Source organism: Psychrobacillus sp. 05T411, from assembly GCF_056396485.1.
Window position 1 is genome coordinate 195,633 of sequence record NZ_JBFTLO010000003.1, and the last position, 23,351, is coordinate 218,983.

30 protein-coding genes are annotated in these 23,351 nt (G+C 34.2%); 28 read left to right on the forward strand and 2 right to left on the reverse strand.

All coding sequences use genetic code 11. The features are described from left to right. Nucleotides 1-70 precede the first annotated feature (70 nt). The 21 genes from AC1DFT_RS03675 to AC1DFT_RS03775 all read left to right on the forward strand — a co-directional run bounded on the left by AC1DFT_RS03675 (nt 71) and on the right by AC1DFT_RS03775 (nt 17,465). On the forward strand, nt 71-919 hold the full coding sequence (locus AC1DFT_RS03675; RefSeq protein WP_477917711.1) for an ABC transporter ATP-binding protein: 849 nt from the start codon (nt 71-73) through the stop codon (nt 917-919). Then, nucleotides 916-1,623: an ABC transporter permease gene (locus AC1DFT_RS03680; RefSeq protein WP_477917713.1), complete on the forward strand. Its 708-nt coding sequence runs from the start codon at nt 916-918 to the stop codon at nt 1,621-1,623. The genes AC1DFT_RS03675 and AC1DFT_RS03680 overlap by 4 nt, the downstream gene beginning before the upstream one ends. Before the next feature lie 243 nt (nt 1,624-1,866). After that, a complete protein-coding gene (locus tag AC1DFT_RS03685) occupies nt 1,867-2,919 on the forward strand; it encodes a site-2 protease family protein (protein WP_477917715.1) in 1,053 nt (350 codons plus the stop codon). Between the two features lie 252 nt (nt 2,920-3,171). Continuing rightward, a complete protein-coding gene (locus AC1DFT_RS03690; protein WP_477917717.1) occupies nt 3,172-4,365 on the forward strand; it encodes an MFS transporter in 1,194 nt (397 codons plus the stop codon). A gap of 430 nt (nt 4,366-4,795) precedes the next feature. Further along, entirely contained in the window at nt 4,796-5,149 is a 354-nt protein-coding gene (locus AC1DFT_RS03695; protein ID WP_477917719.1) for a YxeA family protein, read from the forward strand. A 181-nt stretch (nt 5,150-5,330) separates the two neighbouring features. Continuing rightward, complete coding sequence (locus AC1DFT_RS03700; protein ID WP_477917721.1) at nt 5,331-6,140, forward strand: alpha/beta fold hydrolase; 810 nt, start codon at nt 5,331-5,333, stop codon at nt 6,138-6,140. Nucleotides 6,141-6,196: 56 nt separating this feature from the next. Further along, nucleotides 6,197-6,697 (forward strand): kinase, encoded by a 501-nt coding sequence (locus AC1DFT_RS03705; protein WP_477917723.1) that lies wholly within the window; start codon nt 6,197-6,199, stop codon nt 6,695-6,697. Nucleotides 6,698-6,748: 51 nt separating this feature from the next. Then, nucleotides 6,749-6,988: a hypothetical protein gene (locus tag AC1DFT_RS03710; protein WP_477917725.1), complete on the forward strand. Its 240-nt coding sequence runs from the start codon at nt 6,749-6,751 to the stop codon at nt 6,986-6,988. Between the two features lie 104 nt (nt 6,989-7,092). Continuing rightward, nucleotides 7,093-7,734: an HD domain-containing protein gene (locus AC1DFT_RS03715; protein WP_477917727.1), complete on the forward strand. Its 642-nt coding sequence runs from the start codon at nt 7,093-7,095 to the stop codon at nt 7,732-7,734. Nucleotides 7,735-7,788: 54 nt separating this feature from the next. Then, nucleotides 7,789-8,445, forward strand: a complete 657-nt coding sequence (locus AC1DFT_RS03720) for an HAD family hydrolase (protein WP_477917927.1) — start codon at nt 7,789-7,791, stop codon at nt 8,443-8,445. Nucleotides 8,446-8,463: 18 nt separating this feature from the next. Next, nucleotides 8,464-8,967: a ClbS/DfsB family four-helix bundle protein gene (locus tag AC1DFT_RS03725; protein ID WP_477917729.1), complete on the forward strand. Its 504-nt coding sequence runs from the start codon at nt 8,464-8,466 to the stop codon at nt 8,965-8,967. 87 nt (nt 8,968-9,054) lie between these two features. Continuing rightward, on the forward strand, nt 9,055-9,456 hold the full coding sequence (locus AC1DFT_RS03730) for a hypothetical protein (RefSeq protein WP_477917731.1): 402 nt from the start codon (nt 9,055-9,057) through the stop codon (nt 9,454-9,456). A gap of 415 nt (nt 9,457-9,871) precedes the next feature. After that, the gene (locus AC1DFT_RS03735) at nt 9,872-10,489 is read left to right on the forward strand and encodes a trimeric intracellular cation channel family protein (protein WP_477917733.1); all 618 of its coding nucleotides are present in this window, start codon (nt 9,872-9,874) and stop codon (nt 10,487-10,489) included. 388 nt (nt 10,490-10,877) lie between these two features. Then, nucleotides 10,878-11,420, forward strand: coding sequence for a DUF1572 family protein (locus AC1DFT_RS03740; protein ID WP_477917929.1), 543 nt, complete (start codon nt 10,878-10,880; stop codon nt 11,418-11,420). Between the two features lie 239 nt (nt 11,421-11,659). After that, entirely contained in the window at nt 11,660-12,112 is a 453-nt protein-coding gene (locus AC1DFT_RS03745; protein WP_477917735.1) for a MarR family winged helix-turn-helix transcriptional regulator, read from the forward strand. 25 nt (nt 12,113-12,137) lie between these two features. Further along, nucleotides 12,138-12,656, forward strand: coding sequence for a spermidine/spermine N(1)-acetyltransferase (paiA, locus tag AC1DFT_RS03750; protein ID WP_477917737.1), 519 nt, complete (start codon nt 12,138-12,140; stop codon nt 12,654-12,656). Nucleotides 12,657-12,680: 24 nt separating this feature from the next. Further along, nucleotides 12,681-13,604, forward strand: coding sequence for a LysR family transcriptional regulator (locus AC1DFT_RS03755; protein ID WP_477917931.1), 924 nt, complete (start codon nt 12,681-12,683; stop codon nt 13,602-13,604). A 114-nt stretch (nt 13,605-13,718) separates the two neighbouring features. Next, nucleotides 13,719-14,357 (forward strand): HD domain-containing protein, encoded by a 639-nt coding sequence (locus tag AC1DFT_RS03760; protein WP_477917739.1) that lies wholly within the window; start codon nt 13,719-13,721, stop codon nt 14,355-14,357. A 705-nt stretch (nt 14,358-15,062) separates the two neighbouring features. After that, nucleotides 15,063-15,737: a GNAT family N-acetyltransferase gene (locus tag AC1DFT_RS03765; RefSeq protein ID WP_477917741.1), complete on the forward strand. Its 675-nt coding sequence runs from the start codon at nt 15,063-15,065 to the stop codon at nt 15,735-15,737. 347 nt (nt 15,738-16,084) lie between these two features. Beyond that, on the forward strand, nt 16,085-17,068 hold the full coding sequence (locus tag AC1DFT_RS03770; protein WP_477917743.1) for an MBL fold metallo-hydrolase: 984 nt from the start codon (nt 16,085-16,087) through the stop codon (nt 17,066-17,068). 13 nt (nt 17,069-17,081) lie between these two features. Next, nucleotides 17,082-17,465 (forward strand): hotdog domain-containing protein, encoded by a 384-nt coding sequence (locus tag AC1DFT_RS03775; RefSeq protein ID WP_477917745.1) that lies wholly within the window; start codon nt 17,082-17,084, stop codon nt 17,463-17,465. 94 nt (nt 17,466-17,559) lie between these two features. On the opposite strand, the gene AC1DFT_RS03780 is transcribed toward AC1DFT_RS03775, so the two are convergent. Further along, nucleotides 17,560-17,754 carry a hypothetical protein gene (locus tag AC1DFT_RS03780; protein ID WP_477917747.1) on the reverse strand — a complete coding sequence of 65 codons (195 nt, stop codon included), beginning with the start codon at nt 17,752-17,754 and terminating at the stop codon, nt 17,560-17,562. Between the two features lie 282 nt (nt 17,755-18,036). On the opposite strand from AC1DFT_RS03780, the gene AC1DFT_RS03785 reads away from it, so the two are divergent. From AC1DFT_RS03785 to AC1DFT_RS03805, 5 genes are all read left to right on the forward strand, one after another. Further along, nucleotides 18,037-18,744: a DNA alkylation repair protein gene (locus AC1DFT_RS03785; protein WP_477917749.1), complete on the forward strand. Its 708-nt coding sequence runs from the start codon at nt 18,037-18,039 to the stop codon at nt 18,742-18,744. A 54-nt stretch (nt 18,745-18,798) separates the two neighbouring features. After that, the gene (locus AC1DFT_RS03790) at nt 18,799-19,239 is read left to right on the forward strand and encodes a hypothetical protein (RefSeq protein ID WP_477917751.1); all 441 of its coding nucleotides are present in this window, start codon (nt 18,799-18,801) and stop codon (nt 19,237-19,239) included. Nucleotides 19,240-19,255: 16 nt separating this feature from the next. Next, nucleotides 19,256-19,720 carry a DinB family protein gene (locus AC1DFT_RS03795; protein ID WP_477917753.1) on the forward strand — a complete coding sequence of 155 codons (465 nt, stop codon included), beginning with the start codon at nt 19,256-19,258 and terminating at the stop codon, nt 19,718-19,720. A 271-nt stretch (nt 19,721-19,991) separates the two neighbouring features. Next, complete coding sequence (locus AC1DFT_RS03800; RefSeq protein ID WP_477917755.1) at nt 19,992-20,585, forward strand: YdeI/OmpD-associated family protein; 594 nt, start codon at nt 19,992-19,994, stop codon at nt 20,583-20,585. A gap of 42 nt (nt 20,586-20,627) precedes the next feature. Next, nucleotides 20,628-20,831, forward strand: a complete 204-nt coding sequence (locus AC1DFT_RS03805; RefSeq protein WP_477917757.1) for a DUF4083 domain-containing protein — start codon at nt 20,628-20,630, stop codon at nt 20,829-20,831. A 61-nt stretch (nt 20,832-20,892) separates the two neighbouring features. Here the strand turns inward: AC1DFT_RS03805 and AC1DFT_RS03810 are convergent, their stop codons facing one another. After that, nucleotides 20,893-21,126: a hypothetical protein gene (locus AC1DFT_RS03810; RefSeq protein ID WP_477917759.1), complete on the reverse strand. Its 234-nt coding sequence runs from the start codon at nt 21,124-21,126 to the stop codon at nt 20,893-20,895. 702 nt (nt 21,127-21,828) lie between these two features. Here AC1DFT_RS03810 and AC1DFT_RS03815 point away from each other — a divergent pair. Both AC1DFT_RS03815 and AC1DFT_RS03820 read left to right on the forward strand, forming a co-directional pair. Then, a complete protein-coding gene (locus AC1DFT_RS03815) occupies nt 21,829-22,410 on the forward strand; it encodes a TetR/AcrR family transcriptional regulator (RefSeq protein WP_477917761.1) in 582 nt (193 codons plus the stop codon). A gap of 85 nt (nt 22,411-22,495) precedes the next feature. Continuing rightward, a complete protein-coding gene (locus AC1DFT_RS03820; RefSeq protein WP_477917763.1) occupies nt 22,496-23,344 on the forward strand; it encodes an alpha/beta fold hydrolase in 849 nt (282 codons plus the stop codon). Nucleotides 23,345-23,351 lie beyond the last annotated feature (7 nt).

The window sequence follows — 23,351 nt, forward strand, 5'->3', positions numbered from 1 at the left end:
CCATAGGATAAACGCTTAATGTTAGAGCTGTGGAAACGAAACAGGCAACTAACCATTTAGGAGGATGAATATGGAAAACGCGATTGAAGTAAAAGGTTTAGCAAAATATTTTGCTAATTTTAAAGCGATTGAAGGGGTCGATTTTCAAGTTAAAAAAGGAGAAATTTTTGGATTTCTTGGTCCAAGTGGATCGGGAAAAACGACGACGATCAAAATACTAACTGGTCAACTTGATCCAACAGAAGGTGAAGCATTAGTCTTTGGTGAAAATGTTTCCCATTTAAATAATCCAAAAGCACGTAAACGTTTTGGTGTACTAACAGACAATAGTGGACTTTATGGAAGACTAACCATTTATGAGAATTTAAAATTGTATTGCGAGCTATATAACCTCCCACTCTCTAAAATTGATGAGGCACTTGGATTTGTTAATTTAAAAGAAGAAAGCAAGAAAAAAGTGGCTACATTATCAAAAGGGATGACGCAGCGTGTCGTTTTGGCAAGAGCAATTTTGCATGAACCAGAGCTATTATTTTTAGATGAGCCAACATCTGCACTGGATCCCGTGAATACACTTCATATATATGAAGGACTACGTGCGCTCAATAAAAAAGGAACGACCATTTTTTTAACGACACATGATATGCAAGAAGCTGATACATTATGTAATCGCGTTGCCTTTTTAAATAAAGGGAAAATCCGCTTACTCGATCAACCAAGCAAGTTAAAGAAGCAATATGCGGATGCTTCCATTACTGTAGAACTAACGAATGAAGAAAAAATACAACTCCGTAAAGATGCAGCAGGAGCAGAAGAAATGTACCAATTAATGAAAGAAAATCGGGTAGTAACGGTACATTCTAATGAACCAACATTAGGAGATATTTTTGTGAAAGTGACGGGAGGGGAATTAGTATGACATTTTCATGGAAGCGTGTGAACGCAATACTTCAAAAAGATTTTAAAGACTTTTCAAGAAATTCGGCCGTATCCATCATCATTTTTTTGCCGATTATTTTGGCAGCAATATATGGCCGTATGGGAATCGATACGTTTCAAGCCCATTTTATGCTTATTAATATGACGTTTGCAATGGTTGGGACATATGTGCAATGTTGTTTAATCGCAGAAGAAAAAGAGAAGAACACTTTACGAGGGCTCATGTTGTCCCCAGCTAGTACACTCGAGATTCTTGGCGGTAAAAGTTTGCTATCATTCGTATTAACGATCGTTATTGTATATTTTAGTGCATTTTTATCTGAATATAGACCTGCAAATATGGCGATTGTAACATTGGCTATTGTATTATCGACATTATTTTATATTGGAATGGGTACATTGTTAGGGCTTGTTGCAAAGTCTGTAATGGAGTCGTCTGTTATTGTGCTTCCTGTTATTGGAGTTTTTTCGTTAGGTTCATTTGTGACGATGTGGACGGAAAAATACCCGATTTTAAAAGTAGCGGAATTTTTACCGAACATACAACTAATTGAGCTGGCAGAAGAAGTAGAACAAGGGGCAAGTTTTGTTCAAGCGCTGCCGAACCTAGGTATCATCGGTATTTGGGTTGTTGCTGTCTTTGCGTTGACTGTCGTTGTGTATCGTAAACGTATGGTGGATTGATTTATTGATAAATATGCAATACGGCCAATCTCGAAACTTGTGCATTTGCGAGATTGGTTTGTCCTGCTCACAACTTGTTATGTCTCATTAGACCATTTACTGTATTTAACTCAGAAGGTTAGTCGAACTAGAATTAGTAGGTATTAGCCAAATCCCACACGGATTTCTATTGTTTTTCTATGTGGTAGGGATTCCATTATTTTAATAACTGGTAGATAATGACCTTTCAGAAAGGAAGACGATATGAATTTTATTACAAAACCTTTAGGTGTAACAGTTATTACAGCGATACTTATTTGTTTATTAAACTTTACGAATTACGCTCAATTAGGGAACTTTATTGGTTTAAATTTAGTGCTCTTATTCCTCACATTGTTTATCCATGAGTTAGGTCATGCATTGCTTGGAAAATGGTCTGGTTACAGATTCAATTATTTAACGGTTGGTCCATTAACAATAGAAAATACAGAACGTTTACATATTAAATCGAATGATAGTTGGTTTACATTTGGAGGCGTAGCGAGTTGTTCCCCATTGTCTAGTGATCTTACTACTATTGCTAAGCAGCATAGATGGTTCGTTGCTGGGGGACCACTATTTTCAATTGTTGCTGCCATTATGAGTTTAATTTTAGGTTTATCAATGGATATAAAATTTATTACATACTTCGGTCTATTTAATTTCCTCATTTTTTTGGTAACGATTTTACCATACGGAGGTCCAGTAAAATCAGATGGACGTGTATTACTTGAGTTATCCAAAAAAGATAAGCAGACAGAAGAATTTTTAATTTCTCTATTATTGATAAAAGAACTGAGTTCACCAATCCACCCAACAAACTGGTCCGAAGATTTTATAGATCAAGCGAAAGGGTTACAGCCAACTGTCGATAATGTATTGGTTGCTTATATTCTTTTTTATTACACACTAATAAAAGAAGATTACCAAAGTGCTTCTGAATTAATCGAGCCGTTTAAGCAATTACCTATAACAAAGCAAAATAAATATACATTGCAATTTATTACGCATATTCAGCAGATAGATATGATTGTAAGAGGAAATTATGATGAGGTGAGTATAAACAGACTACACCAACTTATGCATCCAATAGAACCTATTAGTTATAAAAGAAGTGAAGCTATAGTCGCCAAATTAAAGGGAAATGAACAACAAGCAATACTAAAATTAACAGAAGTCATGAAAGAAATAGAAAAAGGTAAAAAACTGTTTGGATTTTTTTACGCAGAAGAACTATTAACAAACTTTTTAATAAAAGAAATTAAAATAGAAGTTTAAATAGCTATAAGTTTCTTATTGAATGTGAATCTGTTCACAAAAATGGGATTGGATCATTAGAATCAAGTGAAATTTAAACAGAATCATTCCTTTAATAAAGTATAAAATATGTTGCAAGCTGATGAAGAAATTTTAATCCCCCAAATATTCTTCCGCTTGCCAAATGGTAAAGGAGTTATGCAAATGAATCGTCCAATCTGACCCCAGTAAATCACACGCAAAAAAATGTGATTTAATAAATGGGGGATAAACATGAAAGTTAATAAAAACTTTCTTTTTTTACTAGTTGGCCAGTCTATAGCAAATCTTGGTGATGTATTTTATATAGTAAGTACGATCAGTATTTTGTATCAGTTAACTGGTTCGGCAACTGCGTCGGCATTTGTGCCTTTTTCGATTACTTCTGCAATGTTCATTTCTAGCATTTTAACGCCTTTAGCAATCGGGAAATGGCGGTTAAAAACGCTATTGTTAAGCTCACAAATCGGCAAAACAATATTGCTCGCTGGATTAGGTGTATTTGTTTTACTGTTTTTAAATGATACGAACTACTACTACATCTTTTTTATTATTGTTTGTATAGCTTTTTTTGATGGTTGTGCAAATCCCATAATGAGTACTTTTCTTCCTCATTATGTGGAAGATGGTGAGCTTGTAAGAGCAAATAGTATTGTAGAGTCCATTACGCAAATGATTCAAATAGGGGCGTGGCTATTTGGGGGACTATTGCTACTAGTTTTAAGTCCTCTGCAATTAATATGGCTCGTTATTTTATTATTTGTATTGTCTTGTGTATTTTTGATTTTTATTGAACATGTAAAGTATGTGGAAGAAAAAGAGAAGAAATTTTGGGATCAGCTTACGATAGGTTGGAAAAGTATTGGAACAAGTCCAATACTGAGAAAACTTGTACAAATGGACATTTTGGAAACGATTGCTGGGACCGTATGGATTGCCGCCATTTTATATGTATTCGTGGAGCAGGCACTACATGTTGGCGAACAATGGTGGGGTCTTATAAATGGTGTGTTTTTTATCGGATTACTACTAGCTAGTCTTTATTGTGTAAAATTTTCATATATTGTAAATCAGTATAAATTCCATTTCATGTTCTTCGGTGCGTTGCTTTCCGGTTTACTGACGATGGTTTTTGGTATGACTAGCCAGCCCGTAATAGCATTGGTGCTGTCGGCAATTATTGGTCTATGTTCGCAACTAAAAAATATACCGCAGCAAACGATTGTGCAACGAAGTGTTTCAACTGACAAGCTAGTAACTGTCTATACATCGATGGGTACAGTAGCAACAGGTGTATTTGGGATTTCCTCTTTACTTATGGGAGTTTTGGTGGATTTACTTGGCGTACGAATAGTATTTGTTTTTTCGGGTGTGCTATTATTAGTCGTCAGTATAATGGTAATAAAAAATAGAAAATTATTTGTGTAAACTAGGGATAGGATGTCTATTTAAATAACGTATATCGTTGTCTATCTCACCATATTAATATAAAAAATATTATGACTACTAAATTGCCTGAAAATTTAGTAGTCCTTTTTTGTTGGGACTGATGTGGCTTTTGGGGGATCCTGTAGCAAATTATCCTAATCTTATTCAAGTGATTCAACTTTTAACTATACATGAGGCACATCATATTGGAATTAATCAAAACTATATTGAATCCATAATTGAAAAACGGACACTGAATTCCATCTTCCTTTTCCTATTTTGTACGATAAGCAGGATATGTTAATTCGTAGTTATGTAGAAAGTGACAATATCGTCACTTCCCAGTTTAATTTGTAACCATAATCGAAGGCTAGTATTTTCTATTTCTTGTAAAATGTACGAAAAGAGCAAATGAAGGAGGAATTCTAGAATGAAAGCATTAAAAATAGCAATTGGAACTCTGATTGTTGCAGTTATACTAATATTGTCTATGTCCCTTTTAGTTAAGAACGAGCTTGTAGACATGTTAAACCCTTTTATCCCTCAAAAGGATGTTTACGTAAAGATTGCTMAAATGGGAGAAAAGATTGATCCAAAAACATACGAATATGTATTAGAAGGAATTAATGAAGATGGCAAGAAGGTACAGATTGTTTTCACTGCCAGTAAACAATTACGTGAGGGGGCATACTTAAAAGTAGATACCAAAAGAACTTATGTGAAATCTTGGGAAGAAGTGCAGCAAAATGAGATCCCTTCCGTTGTTCGAGATAAGCTTCAATAAAAATGATAATATCAATCATAATGGCATTAAAAAAAGCTCAGTGCAAAAATCAACTGAGCTTTTTCTCTAATTCATTATGAATCTATAAATTATCGGTTAAAAAAATTGTATTTGAGAATTTGGAATACTACAATAAATAGTAGAAACAATATTTTTCCAACAAGCAAAGGGAGGGATGGAAATGGCATTTTTTGAAACAAGTGACGGAGTAAAATTGTTTTATAAGCATAAAGGGGAAGGTAATCCAATCGTATTAATCCATGGTTGGTCATCGGATCACACGGCTTTCAATCAATCGTTCGATGATTTGAGTAAAAACTATCAAGTAATCTCTTTTGATTTAAGAGGACATGGTAGTTCCGACCGTCCGGAAAAAGGATTAACACTCAAACGCCTTGCGACAGATTTGGAGGAATTGATGGAACACCTCCATCTTGAAGATGTCACATTAGTTGGACATTCGATGGGAGGGTCCACTACATTCGAATATGTCAGAAACTTTGGCGTACATAGATTGAAATCTGTTTCCATTTTCGATATGACTCCAAAACTGGTAAATGAAGAAGATTGGAATCTAGGTCTTTATCATGGAAAATATACAAGAGAAGATTCGCTAAACGATCTAACAGTCATTAATGGGGATTTTAAGGAATTTGCGAAGCCATTTTTCAAAATCGCTGTACCATATTTAACAGATGACCTTTTGAATGAGCAACTCAGGTTGGTAATCAATAACAATACTCCACATGTTCTATCTGCGATGTGGCATGCGATGGCGGTTTCCGATTTCCGAGATGTGCTACCAAATATTACAGTTCCTACGCAAATTGTTTACGGAGAGAAGAGCACGCTATATTCAAAAGAAACTGCTGCATATTTAGCGTCGCAAATTCCTCATGCCAAAGTAGTACCTTTTGAAAACTGTACGCATCTTTTAGTTGTAGAAAACCCTGTAAAAACAACAGAGGTAATTGAAGAAATCGCCAAGTAAATATGCTCCCTGTGATAGAAGCAAGGTCGCAATAATTAGGATGCGTGGAGGAAAATATGGAATCTAAGCTAATTATCATAAGAGGAAACTCTGGGAGTGGAAAAACAACCACTGCAGAAAGTCTTCAAAATCATTTGGGGAGAGGAACTCTTTTGGTTTCTCAGGATGTCGTTCGACGTGAAATGTTGAAGGTTCACGATAGAGAAGGGAACCTTTCCATTGATTTGATTCGCCAAATTGCAGAATATGGTAAAGATAAATGTGAGTTTGTTATTGTAGAAGGAATCTTGGATAAAAGCCGTTATGGTGAAATGTTGAATAACTTGATTCAGTTTTATAACCAAAAAACATTAACTTTCTATTTTGATTTATCCTTTGAGGAAACACTCATACGCCACAACTCTAGGTCGAAAAAGTTGGATTTCGGGGAAGATTCTTTACGTGCATGGTGGAATCCAAGTGATTACCTTGGGGTGGGCGGAGAAAAAATATTGACTGATGATATGTCACGGAATGATGTATTGAATCTGATTATAAGTCAATTGAGAAAGAAATAAGTTTTACGATTCGCCTAAAAGATAATACAAAAAGATAATGGAGGCGGAAAAATGATTTTAGTATTGCAACTTTCATTATTTTTATCACTTGCGACCTTTTGCATAGGTGTTTTTAGAATGTCTTGGATATTTTTACTAGTTAGTGCGGTTACATCTATACCAATAGCCTTTTATCTTTCAGGAGCAAATAATGCTTGGAAATATGCTAGTTTGTCTCCACTCATGCTACTTTTTCTAACGATATTCATGTGGTTTATAAGTAAGAAAATAAAGAGATCGCATAAAGGATAAATCGGAACCGGTTTTTTACTAGCACAGGAAAGTGAAAGAAGGAAATTTATATCCCAGTATAGAAGGTGATAGTTTGCGAAGTAATTAGAAAGGGGTAACTTTCCTTGGAATATATATTGGATAGAGATTATGCAAAAGGGCTTATAGAGTGGGCATATGCGCAAAATCCAGGACCCTGGTTTAAACATTCGATTAATGTTGCAAAAGCAACTGAATACATCTTGATGGAATTAAATAAAAATGGAAATGAACTGGATGTTGATTTAGGTTATAATGCTGCACTCTTACATGATATAGGTAGGTATAAAGGTTTTACTAAATCTGTTATTCATTCTTATGATGGCTACATTTACTTGAAAGAATTGGGATTTCCAGGTAACGCAACTGTTTGTGTTACACATTCATTTCCAAACAACGATAAACATATAGAACTAGCAGCCGACTGGAGCCTTGTCCCCGAACATATGAAAGTAAAATTGGTTGAAATCCTAGATACCAATAGTACATACGATATATACAATAAAATAATCACCCTATGTGATGCACTTGCTGACTCCAATGGTTTTACTACTCTTGAAAATAGATTTGTATCAGTCGGTTTACGTCATGGTACAAATGCACACTCATCCTTACACTGGAAAGGCTTTTATGCCATAAAAAATGAGATAGAGGAACTCCTTCATATGAGTATATACAAATTACTCCCGGGTGTAGAAATTTCCATATACAACAAGATAGCTCATTAAATATTTTAGGGGTTTAGTTCATTCTTGAAATATAATTCTGATAAAGGACGTGAAATGATGAAAGCGATTATTTTTGATTTTGACGGAACGCTTGCTGATACGTTGCCGGTTTGTTTCTATGCGTTTCAAGCTGTATTTAAGAAATTTGACAACAAAGAGGTTACTGCAGATGAGATTAAAGCTATGTTCGGTCCATCTGAGACTGGAATTATTAAAGGAAATCTTATAGATTCAAATTACGATAAAGCAATTGAGTTATATTATGAAAAGTATAAAGAAAAGCACGGTGAACTTGTTATAGATAATGAGGAAATTAATAATTTACTTCATTTATTAAAAAAAGAAGGATACAAATTAGGGATTGTAACAGGAAAAGCAAGCAGAAGTCTGCTTATTTCTTTAGAATGCCTTCATATGAATGACATATTTGATGTGATTATAACTGGTGATGATGTAAATATACCAAAACCTCATCCAGAGGGAGTTAATAAGGCATTAAAACAGCTTAATGTAAAAAACACAAAAGCCGTTTTCCTAGGGGATAGCGACGCTGACATTCTAGCTGGTAAACAAGCAAATGTACATACAATCGGAGTGCAGTGGTTGCCAAATTATCAAACGCTTGAATTTAGTGTTCAACCAGATCAAATGTTTAGTAGGGTAGATGAATTCATACAATCACTTACCAAAATAACGAATGGACAACTGTAAAAAGAGGATGAACTTATTATGATAGGTAAAAGTGAAAAAGAAATTTTATTACTGAATAGCGACAAAAATTTAAAATCACTACTTGAAATAATGGAGTCTGTACCTAGCAGAAAAAGGAGTATTTCTATTGAAACGGAGGAAAGAGATAAGAATTTTCGTGATGTACTAATGCATCTATATGAATGGCATGCACTGCTTGAGAGATGGTATAGAGAAGGCATGGATGGAGACATTCCTTTTATGCCAGCACGTGGGTTTAAATGGAATACTATCGAGCTACTTAATATGCAAATTTGGGAAAACTATCAAGACGTAACATTAAATCAAGCGATAAAGAAATTGAAGTTAAGCCATGAAAGAGTAATGGATTTAATTAAATCCCATACCAATGAAGAAATCATCACTAAAAAATACTATAAGTGGACTAAAACAAGTAACTTATACAGTTATTTTGCAGCGAACACTTCCAATCATTATATTTGGGCTATTAAAAAATGTGAAGTTATAGCAAAGTCTATTTAAAAGAAAGGGAAAAGAGCCAATTTGTGAAAAAAGGTATTATCTTGTACTTTAAAGATATTAATTAAGTGGAAAGACAGTGGTGTGAGTATGGTTAGTCGAAAATTATTTGCAGTATTTTTAACTACAGTAATTGGATATGTTATAGTGCCATTATTTTTCCATGATGCTACTGATTCTTATTTTAAAATAGGTTTGGCAGTAAGTATTGTGACAGTTCCTATACTTTTCGTAGTGGGTGTGCTTTCTTCGTTAGCGATTGAATCATCTCGCTTAAGTAAAAACATTGGTTTGTCCTATTTAACACATTTAGGCTGTGCCATACTTTGTGCTTTGATCTTCTCTTTAACAACTTCGGGTGTTTTAGTTGCAGCATTACTTATTTCATTTGTTTATACAACAATTTTCTTCATTATAGATAATCTAAGTAAGTATTTTGAAGAGAGAAATCAACGCCCTTCAAAAGAAAGGAACAATTCTATTTCACCGTAATTTTTATGTTTTAACGTTAGCTGTAATATTGTTAGGAGTGCATCCATTTCTTGCTGTTCTTTTTTAGTTTCAGTCATATTCTCAGCCAATGTCAATTAATTGTTCTGAGTATGAACATATAAAAAAGAAAGTATAATAATCCAAGCCAGTACAACTCCTAATAATGTAAGGGATTTCTTCTTCATTATCTTCCACCTCCAGTTAATGGGACCTTAATTTATTACTATACTTAGAAAAATGAAAAGAACAAAATGCTTCTTAAAGCCCATTATACATTGGAATTAGTTTAACAGAAATATTTTTGGGTATTATAAATATATTATGCCAGAATAAAACAGTAGAGTCGTTCAAAGTTTTCTTTTTGAACGACTCTTTTGTGATTAAATCAGGAAGATGAAGAAAGGAGGAATCAGCTGTGACATGGGATATTCTTAACATCATAGGTACGATTGCTTTTGCGATTAGTGGTGTATTGATCGCTATAGAAGAGGATTATGATCTATTCGGTATGTACGTATTAGGGTTTACGACAGCATTTGGAGGGGGTCTAATTCGTAATCTACTAATGGGAATAACAATTGAAAACTTTTGGTTACAAGATCATCTATTCGAAATAGCATTTTTAGCTATTACAATCTTTTATCTATTGCCCAAGAAATGGATTAGTAAATGGAAAAATCGTGTGGTATTTTTTGATGCTATCGGTTTAGCAGCATTCGCCATTCAAGGTGCCAATTATGCTGTATCTATAGATGCTCCATTAATTGTAGTAATCATCGCAGCTTGTATGACAGGAACAGGTGGTGGAATGCTCAGAGATTTGTTGGCAGGGCGAAAACCAATGATTTTTAGTTCAGGCATTTATGCCTTTTGGGCAGTGATGGCGGGTCTTGTCATTGGTTTAGATTGGATCGGTAGTCCCTTTGCTACATTTTCCCTCTTAATCATAATCGTTATATTAAGGATACTATCCCTTTATTTTAATTGGAATCTCCCCCATAAGTATCATAATAAAAGAAGTAGGAACCACTAACATGAGTTAGTGTTAGTTATTTTGAAATATTCGCAACTTTATTTGTGCCTATTCGTACAAATGGTAAGGGAGTTGGTTTGCTTGGTAATCATCGCAGATATTTTACAAGCTATTTCTATAGCTGTACTAGTTATTACTTCTGCATTTTATTTACGATATTTGACAAAAACCAAAAAAAAAGAAAACTATCAAATTTTGAGTTTAACATGTACATCGTCATTCAGATTGCGTATGTGTTATTTGCAATCAGTTTTTTAATTTCTATATTTGTAGATTAATTGTTGGCGGTATTCAACTAAAGAGGAGTTGCCGTTACGGTAACTATTATCCTTTATCAAGTTGAAGATACAGTAAAGTTATTCATACTAATCATTGGAGGTAGAAAATGATGACTGTGGCGAATGAATATTTAAAAGTAGTCAAGGAAAGGTTTAGAAGTGTAAAAGAGCTAGGAGATATGACAATACAACAATTGTCAGAAGATGATATCCATTGGAGTTTAAACAACTCTTCTAATAGTATTGCGATAATAGTGAAACATTTAAGTGGCAATATGATTTCAAGATGGACTGATTTTTTAACAACAGATGGTGAAAAAACCACTAGGAAGAGAGACCAAGAATTTGAAAAAAATATTTCATCAAAGTTGGAAATGGTTTCTATTTGGGAAAGTGGTTGGAATACTCTTTTTAAAACAATCGATCATTTAGTGGAAGAGGACTTATTAAAAAATGTTTCTATTCGTGGCGAAAGACATACAATAATTGATGCGATTGAAAGGCAGATGGCTCATTATACGTATCATATTGGACAAATTGTTTATGTCGGTAAGCAAATAAAAGATAAGGAATGGGAGAGCCTTAGTATACCTAGAGGAAAATCAGAAGAATATTTACAGCAAATGCTCCAAAATCATCGCAGGTTAAAGTGAATTATCTGTTTAAAATCTTATAAAAATAATAAAGAGCAAGAATTTTTCTGTCTGTTTGTATGGTMAAAATGAGTATGATTTAGGTTTGCTACTCCGTTTTTAGATATATATGAAAAATATTTCATTTTAAAAGACCTCTTTATTATGATTTTTATTGCATTTGCAACAAAAATAAATTAAATTTAATAAATGCTATTTTTTATTGCAAATGCAACAAAAGTATAAATAAGGAGTTAATTATGAAGGAAATTCTTCGTGAAATTGGCATGATTGCCAGGGCATTAGATTCCATAAGTAATATTGAGTTTAAGGAATATGACCTGACAAAAGGGCAATATTTGTACATTGTCCGAATATGTGAAAACCCAGGAATCATTCAAGAGAAGTTAGCTGAGTTGATAAAAGTGGATCGAACAACAGCAGCTCGTGCTATAAAACAGCTGGAAATGAAAGGCTTTATTGATAAGAAAGACGATCAATACAACAAAAAAATAAAGAAGCTCTTTCCAACAGAGAAAGGGAAAAATGTTTATCCTTATATAAAAAGAGAAAATGATTATTCTAATACCGTTGCATTAGAAGGATTTTCTGAAAGAGAAGCAGAAACCATTTTCAATCTACTTGAAAGAGTAAGAAAAAATGTAGAAAAAGACTGGGAATTTGTAAAAAAGGGAAACAAACGAAATTATTAATTATGCAAAGGAGAGATCTTTAAAAATGACTGTACATGTAAAAAAGTGTACCCTCGGAGATTTACACAAACTTCAAGAAATTAGTTATGAAACTTTTAATGAGACATTTAAACATCAGAATTCACTTGAAAATATGCATGCCTACTTGGAAAAGGCGTTTAACTTAAAACAACTAGAAAAAGAATTATCCAATATTTCTTCGCAATTCTTTTTTGTTTATTGTAATAAGGAAGTCGCTGGATATGTAAAAGTCAATACCGATGATGCTCAGTCTGAAGAGATGGGGGATGACTCCCTAGAAATCGAGAGGATTTATATAAAGAACGATTTTCAAAAACATGGGCTTGGTAAATATCTGCTAAATAAAGCGATAGAAATTGCAAGGGAACGAAATAAAAAGAAAATCTGGCTAGGTGTATGGGAAAAAAATGAAAATGCAATTGCTTTTTATAAGAAATTGGAGTTTATTCAAACTGGAGCGCACTCTTTTTATATGGGAGATGATGAACAAATAGACTTTATCATGACTAAAATGATTGTATAACTTATCAGAAAGGATTGAACTAGTATCGAATTACGACATTTAGAATATTTTTTAATGCTTAGTAAAGAACTGCATTTTACAAAAGCAGCTGAAAAGTTAGGAATCTCTCAACCCACTTTAAGCCATCAAATTAAGATGCTCGAACGAGAAGTAGGGTATCCACTTTTTAACCGTGTTGGCAAGAAAATCAACCTTACTGAGGTAGGTGAAATTGTACAACATGAAGCATTGAATATTCAAGGATCCATACAAAGTATCTCCTCTCAAATTGCAGCATTTACAAAAGTAGAAATCGGGGAATTGAAAATTGCCGTGTTACCAGGAGAAATAACTGATTTGGTATCTACCTTGTGTATTCAATTTAACCATTTATATCCGAATATTAAAGTGACCATTCATACTACGGATCAGGTGGAAAAGGCCGTTTTAGAAAATCGAGCTGATTTTGGTATTGGTTTTCAGCTTAATGAATATCATATGTTGCAAGTGATGAAGTTGTATGATGAAGAATTTTACCTGATTAGTAATCAGAGCAATGAAGAGCAGACGGTTTCATTTTCCTCTGTTTTAGATGGTCCTCTTATTTTATTTCCAAGTATGCATCAATGTAGAAAAATACTTGATAAAACAAGCTATGATCTTGACAAGCAATTAAAGACAATTGTAGAGACTTCTAGTATTAAATCTATCTTAGATCTAGTTCGAAGTGGTGTTGGTCGTAGTGTTGTTTCGCGTACATTATATGAATTTTATGATACGGAGGATTTATATTTTCAACATATTGAAAATCCAACTTTGACAAGAGCAGTTTATCTCATGGTGAAAAAGAATTGTTTTATTAATTATGCAACACGTAAATATATTAAGTTATTAGTACGTGAAATTGAAAAGCTTCATTTTCACACAGAACAAGATTCCATTACTGCTTTAAGAAGGTCTATATTATAGTTTTTATCTATCGTTATCATAGAAATAATCGTATAGGACTATGATGGATTTCTCTGTACAATGAAGATAAGTTCATGAAAATGAGAACTATAAATTGTAAGGGGATGTTCCATTATGTTTCAGGAAATAGCGGGTATTAAAATTCCGGATTCTCGATTGGCGAAAGATGCAGTTGATATTTTACGTGAGCATGGTAACGACTTATTATGGAATCATTCAAACCGAGTGTTTTTATTTGGTGCAGTCAACGGAAAAAAAGCGGAGCAAAACTATGATTTAGAATTACTATATGTCAGTGCTTTATTCCATGATTTAGGCTTAACAAAAAAGTTCAGCAGCCCAGATTTACGATTTGAAGTAGACGGTGCAAATGCGGCAAGAAGTTTTTTGCAGCAGTATCAAATTCCAGATGAGTCGATTCGTCTTGTGTGGGATGCTATTGCATTACATACAACACCCGGTGTTGCAGAACATAAAGAGTCTGAAGTAGCATTACTCTTCTCAGGTGTTGGTTTAGATGTGATGGGAGATGGCTTTGAACAATTCCCCGACGACTTGCGTGAAGAAATTATTAAAGCTTTTCCTCGTAACAATTTTAAAAAGGAAATTATTCCAGCATTTTATGAGGGGTTTAAGCATAAGCCGGAAACTACTTTTGGCAATATGAAAGAAGATATTGTTAACCATTTTAGACCAGAATATAAAAATAAGAATTTCTGTCATTGCATTTTACATTCACCATGGTCAGAATAAGGCGAGATTATTGAAGAAAATTAATATTTTTTAATGACTGTATTTCTAATATCTCCTTATTAAAAAATTTAACTACTTTCTTTTACCCCTATCCTAAACAGGACTGGGGTATTCGCGTTGGAAGTATTAAACTTAAACAAATTATTGTAAGCCTGACATTCCCTGATAGCCGTCGGTGCCAGCTCATCTGGTACTATCCTTAATGCTTATAAGCAGAAGGTTAATAATTAATGTATTTAAAATAATCAAAAATAATGTATAATTGATATTGAGTGAACGCTCAGTCATACTTGATTATTGCGGATGAATTGAGCCACTTGTGCGGAGTTTTGAGCCAGTGATTGCGGGAGATAGAGCCACCTTTTGCTGACGGGAGAGCCAGCAATATAAATAAGAACAACCACTTGTATAATAAAAGTTGCATGCAATCAAGCAGGACACTATTGTGGTTTTAAAATAAAGTCACGACGTTTATAAAAAAGTTGCGAAACTTTACCCCTTTGGATTTTTTATCTAAAGGGGTATTTCCTTGTAAAAGACTTACTTAATTAAGTAGTTCAGTGTAAACTGAATTTATAGAAATAATTGAAATGATATATGTAATTTGTGAATGAATTCACTTAAACTAACGTCGCAGTTTAGTTCAAAAAGCAGGGAAATGTCAATGGCATATAGCATTGATAAAGTTAATTACGGGGGAATGTTATGTTATCTGATTTAGAATTGATGGAATATCATGTGAATGTATTATTTAGACACGATACTGAAAATAAAGTGACGGTCGTGAATGAACCACCATACGATGTTGCACCACGAATTTTCATTGGTGCGACTAGAGTAGGTAGTGTTGTAAGGTATTCAAATTTGCTGGAAACGGGCATTGTAGAGAAGTTAGAACAAGTAATAAGGACAAATCTTACTGACCTAGGAGAAGTAATAAAGGTTTTAAGCATAGATTGTGAATTAAATAATTTATCGTTTGGACCAGCGTATGTGTTTCCTGATGTCAGGGAAAGGTCTTGTACAAAAGCGATAAAAGTAACTTATGAAAACAAAGAACTTTTAAAACTTCATTTCCCATATACATTTGAGGATTTTGAGTATAAGCAGCCTTGTTTTATAATAGTTGAAAATAACATAGTTGTTTCAATTTGTTGTAGTGCAAGGCAGACCTCAAAAGCAGATGAAGCAAGTGTATTTACAAATGAAGATTACCGTGGAAGAGCATACGGTGTCGATGTTACAAATGCCTGGGCTGCAGAGGTACAAAAACAAGGGCGAATTGCTCTATATAGTACTTCGTGGGACAATTTCGCATCCCAATCTATGGCAAAGAAACTTCAATTGGTACAGTATGGAACAGATATTCTTATGAGTTAAAGAAACTTTAAAACGGCTAACCTTATATTACGAACGGGTGCTTTAGTTGAATATTCGCTTTCCGAAATAATTAATCTTTTTTAAAAAAAACCAAACTTAAATCTGCTGGATAAGAACCCATTTTGATCAATCTTTTGTTAAAATGGATTCTTATTACTTAGTGTAAAATGTGGGTTTGGGAGGTGCTTATGATCAAACCTCTTTTTAAAGCTACACAAGTGGCTCCCTCATCCGCATTCACTGGCTCTATTGTCCGCAAACGGTGGCTCAAAACTCCGCACAGCTGGCTCAATCTGTCCGCAATACTCAATACTCGTTTAATTATGGAATTGAAGGGGGAATAGCTTTTGAAAAAGTCCGATGTTATTTTCTTTGAACGAAAATTTCCAAGTGCAAATATGGTCCTTATTAAAGATGAACTCCCAATTCTGATTGATACTGGTTTTGGAAGTGATGTGGAAGATACAGTCCATTTAATAAACGAAGCTGGCGTCTCACCGGAACAATTACATCTTATCGTGAACACGCATTATCATAGTGATCATGTAGGAGGCAATTTTCATTTTCAAGAAAATTATGAAATTCCGATTGCTGCCCATAAATGGGAGGCTGAATTAATCAATGCTCGTGATCCGGAAGCTTGTAGTGCAGAGTGGCTAGATCAACCTATAGAACCTTATCGAATCGATCGAAAACTATCACATAATGAGGAGATTCATACAGGAAATAGCACGTTACAAGTTTTGCACACACCTGGCCATACCTTAGGACATATTTCTTTATATGAACCGGAAAAGGAGCTATTAATTTGTGGGGATCTCTTTCACAATAACGATATCGGGTGGTTAAATATTTTCCGTGAAGGTGTTTCATCTATCCAAAGATCCTTAGAAAGTTTGGATCGTTTGTCTATGCTGAGAATCGGAAGGGCTTATTCAGGGCATGGGCCTCAAATAGAAAATCCTCAAGCGTCCATTGATACAGCAAGGAAACGGTTTGAAAAGTGGATCAAGCAACCAGAGAAAATTTCATGGCATGCCTGCAAGCGAATTTTATCATACACATTAATCATGAAAAACGGATTGGCTAAAGAAGAAATCGATCACTATCTGTTGCAGTGTGGCTGGTTTAAGGATTTTGCACGCTATTCCTTTCAGGTTCAGCCGGAGGAATTTATTCCAATCTTACTTGATGAAATGGTTCGTTCCGGAGCAGCTAGTTGGCAAGATAATCATTTAATCGCTACCGCTCCGTACAAAGCACCAGCAAAGGAATGGATGGAAAAGAATATGAAACCGAGAGAATGGGAAATTCAGCTAAAGTCATTTTAAAGGGGAGAGTTTTATGTCATTAAAGGTGGGAGATATCATTACGTTTGAACGGGCTTTTACAATGAGGGATGTGGAATTATTTACAGAAATTTCGGGTGATGAAGGGATTCATCATCTAACCCCAGATGAACAAGGAAGACTTGTAGTTCAAGGATTACTAACAGCAACCCTTCCGACAAAAGTGGGGGGAGATAATAATGTTCTAGCTCGTGCTATGAACTTTGAGTTTTTAAGACCTGTGTTTACGGGAGATACCATTATTTGTGAAGTGAAAATTGAAAAATTCGAAAGGCAAGAAAACAAAAATAATAGAACAGCTATTACTGCATCTTTTATAAGTACCAATCAACATGAAAAAGAAGTATTAAAAGGTGAATTTGCAGGTGTAATACTGTAAATTCCAATACGATAAGGAGGCTTGCCCTAAATAATGTAAAACTTCCTTATTTTACTGCGCTTCCCTTTTGAATCGTTGCGACTAAATCTTTCTTCTAACCATCCCAACTAATGGTAACTGGGAATACAGTAGATTTAAAGGCAGGGGCAGTATCTCCATGGTGAATTATATACATTCTGTCTCGATTATTTAATTCCCTTCTCCCGAAAGGCCCCCCACATGGGTCTATTTCATAATAAAATGAATCTGATTTACTTTCCATACCGGTATAAGTAATTGTATCGCTCATATTAGTTCCTTCCGTTTCTACTATTTCAACTTCTTGATCTACCCTCCAATTGTCACTTTCTCCTACAAAAAGAACGTCCTTTTCCTTATCTGAATTTGAATACGCTAACAATAGTAAGATTAGAAAAAATTAAATAAAGAATACCTTTTTATTTCGGTATTGATAATATGAACTTATAGAGTAGTTTTACTGACAAATGGTCGTTTATTATAGGATAATGGTATTGTATTTAATAGACGAGATTAAAGAGATAAAATCCCAAAATGAAAGAAGTGTTAAACGATGAATTTTGAAATAGTTATGCAGGAGCTCGAGGCCCTTGGTAAAGAACGAATGAAAAAAATGTACATATCTAATGGCGCACATGAGCCCGTATTTGGTGTGGCGACAGGTGCTATGAAGCCAATCGCAAAGAAAATAAAAATAAACCAGCCTTTAGCTGAAGAACTTTATGCTACAGGGAATTACGATGCTATGTATTTTGCGGGCATTATTGCAGATCCAAAAGGGATGACCGAATCGGACTATGATCGTTGGATGGATGCGGCATATTTTTATATGCTATCCGATTATGTGGTGGCTGTCACGTTATCAGAGTCCAATATTGCACAAGAAGTTGCGGATAAATGGATCGCAAGTGGTGAAGAGCTAAGAATGTCAGCGGGCTGGAGCTGCTACTGTTGGCTTTTAGGAAACCGGAAAGATATTGAATTTTCAGAGAGCAAAATTTCTAATATGCTTGATATGGTGAAAAGTACGATTCATGATTCGCCAGAACGAACGAAATCAGCGATGAATAATTTTGTATACACGGTAGGGATTTCCTATGTACCGCTCCATGAAAAAGCAGTCGAGACGGCTAAAGAAATAGGTATTGTGGAAGTGAAACGGGAGAAGAAAAAAAGTAGTTACCTAAATGCGAACGAAAGTATTCAAAAAGAAGTAGATAGAGGAAAGCTTGGTTTTAAACGCAAGTATGTAAGATGTTGATTGTATAAGATGTAATGTTCTCCCATGCTATTCTACTTTTGTAAAAACAAGGGGATGGCTGTAGTAAAAAAAGGATTGTTTTTAATACTAATTATTTTTGTTCTCGGTGCTTGCAGTCAACCACAAAGTATAAAAGGTAATTCAACTATTGATCAAATTACTATAGAACAAATTGAAACTACTCTAAAGGAACAAGGGTTAAAATTAGAAGGATCAAGTTTGCCAAGTAATAATGTTTTTATCCAACCATTAAATAATATTATTCCAATCGCCTATTTTGTAGGTGGTAAGACACTTTCCATTTATGTATTTCCAAACGAACAGGAACGAGAAATAGGAATGGTTGAATTTGAAGAAAAAACAGCGGCAGCAGAATTAGTGATTCATCAAACATATGCTACTAAGAACATATTGATTTATTATGTAGATGGAAATGAAGATACGGCTAATAAAATAAATATCGCAATAAATCAATTAAACGAACAGGAAAAGTAGTAAGTCAGGGGGACTTATGCATAGTGAAACTGTGTTACATCAAATAGAAGTAGCTGTCAAAACAATAATTGAAATAATAGATAAATTAGAAGAGGCAGATTTACAAAAAAGACCTACATCTAATAAACAGTCAATCGGGGAATTATTAGAACATATTGCAGTGATTTGCGAAGCAGATTGGCGTATTTCAATTGGAGCAACAAAAGAAGAAATGGAAAGCTATTATTCGGATATATCTTTTAAAACATTAGGTGCTCTAAAAATGGCTTTATTTACAAATTTTAAAGCATTAGAAAATAATGTGGGACAATTATCGGAGGAAGAATTTAAAAGGGAAACTACCTCCTATTGGGGTGTGACTTATACAAAATTTGAGTGGCTGCTAGAAATATTAGCACATATGTATCATCATAGAGGGCAATTACATGCTATGCTCGTTCATTGCTATAATAAAGATCCAAAAATATTAATGTTTGAGTAGCCAATGAAAAATGAGGGATAGGTGATCAGATGGAATTTTTTTATTTTTTAGCAGCACCTTTGTTTTCGGTACTTTGGTTTCTGAATTTAGTCCAACTTTTAGAAAAACTAAAATTAGGAAAAGATATACATAATCAAAAAGTTTTGGGTTGCGTTTGGAGCGTTGGATTAACTTTTTCGTTGATTTGTTCCATGGCAATCTTTATGTAAGTACTCGACTTATTTTATTGTTAAAATGCAGCAGTATGAAAATTGAAGAGAGGTGTTCCTGAATGCCTAATAGTAAATTGAATCCAAAGGTGGATGAATTTTTAGGTAAAGCTACAAAGTGGAAGGAAGAATATGAACAGTTGAGAGATATCGTCCTTGACTGTGGGCTGACCGAAGACTTTAAGTGGATGCATCCTTGTTACACATTAGACAATAAAAATATATTGCTAATCCATGGATTTAAAGAATATTGTGCAATTCTGTTTCACAAAGGTGCGTTGTTAAATGATGCCAAGGGGATTCTAATACAACAAACAGAGAATGTCCAAGCGGCGCGTCAAATACGAGTTACGAATGTCCAAGAAATAGTTGAAATGGAAACTATCTTAAAAGATTATATTTATGAAGCGATCGAAGTTGAAAAAGCTGGTTTGGAAGTGAATTTAAAGGAGCATTCAGAATACAAAATTCCTGAAGAACTTCAACATAAATTCAATGAAATGCCTGCCTTGAAAACTGCTTTTGAAGATTTGACTCCGGGAAGACAAAGACAATATATTTTTTATTTTTCAGAAGCAAAACAGTCTAAAACTCGCGTATCTAGAGTTGAAAAATATATACCAAAGATTCTCGAAGGTCAGGGATTAAAGGATTAATCAGGTACTTCATATGGATTAATTTAAAAAGGGGATGTTTCAATGTTCAGTTTAGCTGATGCGTTATTTCAAGTTATAGTATTAGGACTAATCGTTTTATTTGTAGTTTCTTTTACATTATTCATCAGGAGATTACTTGTGAATCAACAGGCGAAAAAAACGCAACTGAATGAATTGGAAAAGAAATTGGATAAAATAATAGGCTTAATAGAAAAAGATAAAAGTGATTCTTTATTTAGAAAATAATTGTTGTGAGCTGGTTTATTTAAAATTTCACCTCAAAATTATTTGATAAAAGGGGAGGGGATTATTTAATTTCCCTTAACCCTTTTCTTTCCATTATATCTGTAATACCTTCTTCACAAACTCCATATGAACGCCACGAACAAGTTTTACACACGATTTGAATGTCCGAGGGGACGATGTAATTTCGAACGTGTGATTCCACGTCACGGGTCATATTTTCCGCGTATTCTTGGGAATAGCCCATTCCACGATAGCCGAGCAGGCAAAAAAGGTGATGACCTCGTAGCATATACATATTTTTCTCCCCCAATAATTAAGATAGAATCGACAAAAAAGTGTTAACTACTTTTAATAATTCAGTTGACTAATGTTCATTATCATACCATATAACCTCTAATCAGTGGGACCATTATTATTCTGTAACCGACGAGTTTAAGTTACAGTCAGGAGCAGAAAGCTTACCGGACATATGTTATATAGCCAAGCTATTATTATATGGGGGGACACAAGCATCTCGGAAATTTTATCCGCTGAGCAAGATTCGACGCAAAAAAAGCCAAAAACCTGTAAATTAAGGGTCTTATCATATTAGCTGACATCCAATTTGATTCAAACTTATATTCCACAAGAAGATTAATATGTTCCACCTAGCCTAAAGGCGAAAGGTGTGGGAATAATTCTTCTTTTAGGGCATTATATTACTTAAATTCCTTTGTCGCCGTTACGTAGAACTTTAAAAAACACTTCAAGTTGAGGTCTATTTTTTCTACTCCATATTGTGTAAATGCATAAATTTGCATGTTTAAGTTTTGTTCTTCCGTATTTACACGGGGAAGAGATTGTGATGAAACTTACTTAAGCTAAGCGACAAGTGATCGATAGCCAGAAGATCATATCCGAAACTTAATACTTTACTAATCGTTCTATATAGTGTATTCTACTTTTTAGAATGATCGTTCTAAAAAGAATTTTTAGGCTTTAGGGAGAAGGAATTAAGATGGCTAGAAATAAAGAATTTGATGAAAAGGTAGTTCTAAAAAAAGCAATGGAGCTTTTTTGGAAGCAAGGATATGAAAAAACATCGATGCAAGATTTGGTTACCCACATGGGGATCCATCGGAGAAGWATCTATGATACATTTGGTGACAAGCACTCGTTATTCTTAGCTTCTTTAAAATATTATGAAGTGTTTGTTACAAAAGAATGGACTACAATTATAAGCAATTCTTCAACCGTGAAGAAAGCTATTAGAAAAATTTTGGAGCATGTAGTCAATGTAGCTGAATTAGAAATCTATCCAGCAGGTTGTTTATCAGTTAACACGGCTGTAGAGTTGTCTTTGTTAGATAAAGATATACAACATCTAACTACTAAAATGTTTAACGATACAGAAGAGTTATTCAATAAGCTTTTAAAAGAGGGGCAAGATAAAGGCGAATTTAAAAATGATTTAAATACTCAGATTACTGCTCAATTTCTACATAATAACCTTATTGGTATGAGAGTATTAGTTAAAACCAATTATACAAAAAAGGAATTAGAAAGCATTATCGATTTAATGATGAAAGTGTTAGAATAGCTTTCTTTTTTCTTCCCCATTCTAGAACGACCATTCTAAATGGTATTTTTTTATAAAAGCTAATAAATAATGAAGGAGAATTTAAATGACAACATTTACAATACCGACAGAATCAACATTTATAGAGGCAAATGGAACACGTTTTGCTTACAGGAAATTTGGGGCTGAAACAGGTACACCTGTTGTTTTCTTAGTGCATTTTAGAGGGACAATGGAAAATTGGGACCCGAATATGGTTGCTCCAATCGCAAAAGAACGACCGGTCATTCTTTTTGATAATAAAGGTGTTGGGGAAACAAACGGGCAAACACCAGAAACTATTAGTGAAATGGCTCAGGATGCTGCAACATTCATTAAAGCACTGGGCTTAAATAAAGTTGATATTTTAGGATTTTCAATTGGTGGAATGGTTGCACAAGAATTAGTCTTACAAGAAGGAGACCTTATTCGTCGAATTGTAATTGCTGGTTCTTCTCCAGAAGCAGGGGTCAGACCAGAATCAGTGATTTTTGAAAGAATGACACGACATGGAGGAAATGTAGATACTGCTATAGACGATTTCATGTTCTTCTTCTACAAATCAACTGAAACAAGTAAATCTGCTGGGATGGCTTCTCTGCAACGAATTATGAGTCAGAAACAATTTGAAAGTTCAGATCAAGTTCAAGCTGCTCAACTAAACGCTGTTGCAAAATGGGCACAACCAAAGACTGACCATAATTACGATTGGTTGCAAAACATTCATCATCCTGTGCTTGTGACCAATGGTATTGAAGATGTAATGGTACCAACAAAAAATAGTTATATTCTTGCTGAGCATATACCAAATGCACAGTTGATTATTTATCCTGATTCTGGTCATGGACACTTATTTCAGTTCCCAGAATTATTTGCTGAAAATGTTAATTCATTTTTAGATGCCGTATCACTATAAGATTTAA

What these genes read in the sequence shown, in the direction of transcription:
- AC1DFT_RS03675 (WP_477917711.1), top strand. Translation starts at nt 71, where the DNA reads ATGGAAAACGCGATTGAAGTAAAAGGTTTAGCAAAATATTTTGCTAAT.
- AC1DFT_RS03680 (WP_477917713.1), top strand. Translation starts at nt 916, where the DNA reads ATGACATTTTCATGGAAGCGTGTGAACGCAATACTTCAAAAAGATTTT.
- AC1DFT_RS03685 (WP_477917715.1), top strand. Translation starts at nt 1,867, where the DNA reads ATGAATTTTATTACAAAACCTTTAGGTGTAACAGTTATTACAGCGATA.
- AC1DFT_RS03690 (WP_477917717.1), top strand. Translation starts at nt 3,172, where the DNA reads ATGAAAGTTAATAAAAACTTTCTTTTTTTACTAGTTGGCCAGTCTATA.
- AC1DFT_RS03700 (WP_477917721.1), top strand. Translation starts at nt 5,331, where the DNA reads ATGGCATTTTTTGAAACAAGTGACGGAGTAAAATTGTTTTATAAGCAT.
- AC1DFT_RS03705 (WP_477917723.1), top strand. Translation starts at nt 6,197, where the DNA reads ATGGAATCTAAGCTAATTATCATAAGAGGAAACTCTGGGAGTGGAAAA.
- AC1DFT_RS03710 (WP_477917725.1), top strand. Translation starts at nt 6,749, where the DNA reads ATGATTTTAGTATTGCAACTTTCATTATTTTTATCACTTGCGACCTTT.
- AC1DFT_RS03720 (WP_477917927.1), top strand. Translation starts at nt 7,789, where the DNA reads ATGATGAAAGCGATTATTTTTGATTTTGACGGAACGCTTGCTGATACG.
- AC1DFT_RS03725 (WP_477917729.1), top strand. Translation starts at nt 8,464, where the DNA reads ATGATAGGTAAAAGTGAAAAAGAAATTTTATTACTGAATAGCGACAAA.
- AC1DFT_RS03730 (WP_477917731.1), top strand. Translation starts at nt 9,055, where the DNA reads ATGGTTAGTCGAAAATTATTTGCAGTATTTTTAACTACAGTAATTGGA.
- AC1DFT_RS03740 (WP_477917929.1), top strand. Translation starts at nt 10,878, where the DNA reads ATGACTGTGGCGAATGAATATTTAAAAGTAGTCAAGGAAAGGTTTAGA.
- AC1DFT_RS03745 (WP_477917735.1), top strand. Translation starts at nt 11,660, where the DNA reads ATGAAGGAAATTCTTCGTGAAATTGGCATGATTGCCAGGGCATTAGAT.
- paiA (WP_477917737.1), top strand. Translation starts at nt 12,138, where the DNA reads ATGACTGTACATGTAAAAAAGTGTACCCTCGGAGATTTACACAAACTT.
- AC1DFT_RS03760 (WP_477917739.1), top strand. Translation starts at nt 13,719, where the DNA reads ATGTTTCAGGAAATAGCGGGTATTAAAATTCCGGATTCTCGATTGGCG.
- AC1DFT_RS03765 (WP_477917741.1), top strand. Translation starts at nt 15,063, where the DNA reads ATGTTATCTGATTTAGAATTGATGGAATATCATGTGAATGTATTATTT.
- AC1DFT_RS03775 (WP_477917745.1), top strand. Translation starts at nt 17,082, where the DNA reads ATGTCATTAAAGGTGGGAGATATCATTACGTTTGAACGGGCTTTTACA.
- AC1DFT_RS03780 (WP_477917747.1), bottom strand. Translation starts at nt 17,754, where the DNA reads ATGAGCGATACAATTACTTATACCGGTATGGAAAGTAAATCAGATTCA.
- AC1DFT_RS03785 (WP_477917749.1), top strand. Translation starts at nt 18,037, where the DNA reads ATGAATTTTGAAATAGTTATGCAGGAGCTCGAGGCCCTTGGTAAAGAA.
- AC1DFT_RS03790 (WP_477917751.1), top strand. Translation starts at nt 18,799, where the DNA reads ATGGCTGTAGTAAAAAAAGGATTGTTTTTAATACTAATTATTTTTGTT.
- AC1DFT_RS03795 (WP_477917753.1), top strand. Translation starts at nt 19,256, where the DNA reads ATGCATAGTGAAACTGTGTTACATCAAATAGAAGTAGCTGTCAAAACA.
- AC1DFT_RS03800 (WP_477917755.1), top strand. Translation starts at nt 19,992, where the DNA reads ATGCCTAATAGTAAATTGAATCCAAAGGTGGATGAATTTTTAGGTAAA.
- AC1DFT_RS03805 (WP_477917757.1), top strand. Translation starts at nt 20,628, where the DNA reads ATGTTCAGTTTAGCTGATGCGTTATTTCAAGTTATAGTATTAGGACTA.
- AC1DFT_RS03810 (WP_477917759.1), bottom strand. Translation starts at nt 21,126, where the DNA reads ATGTATATGCTACGAGGTCATCACCTTTTTTGCCTGCTCGGCTATCGT.
- AC1DFT_RS03820 (WP_477917763.1), top strand. Translation starts at nt 22,496, where the DNA reads ATGACAACATTTACAATACCGACAGAATCAACATTTATAGAGGCAAAT.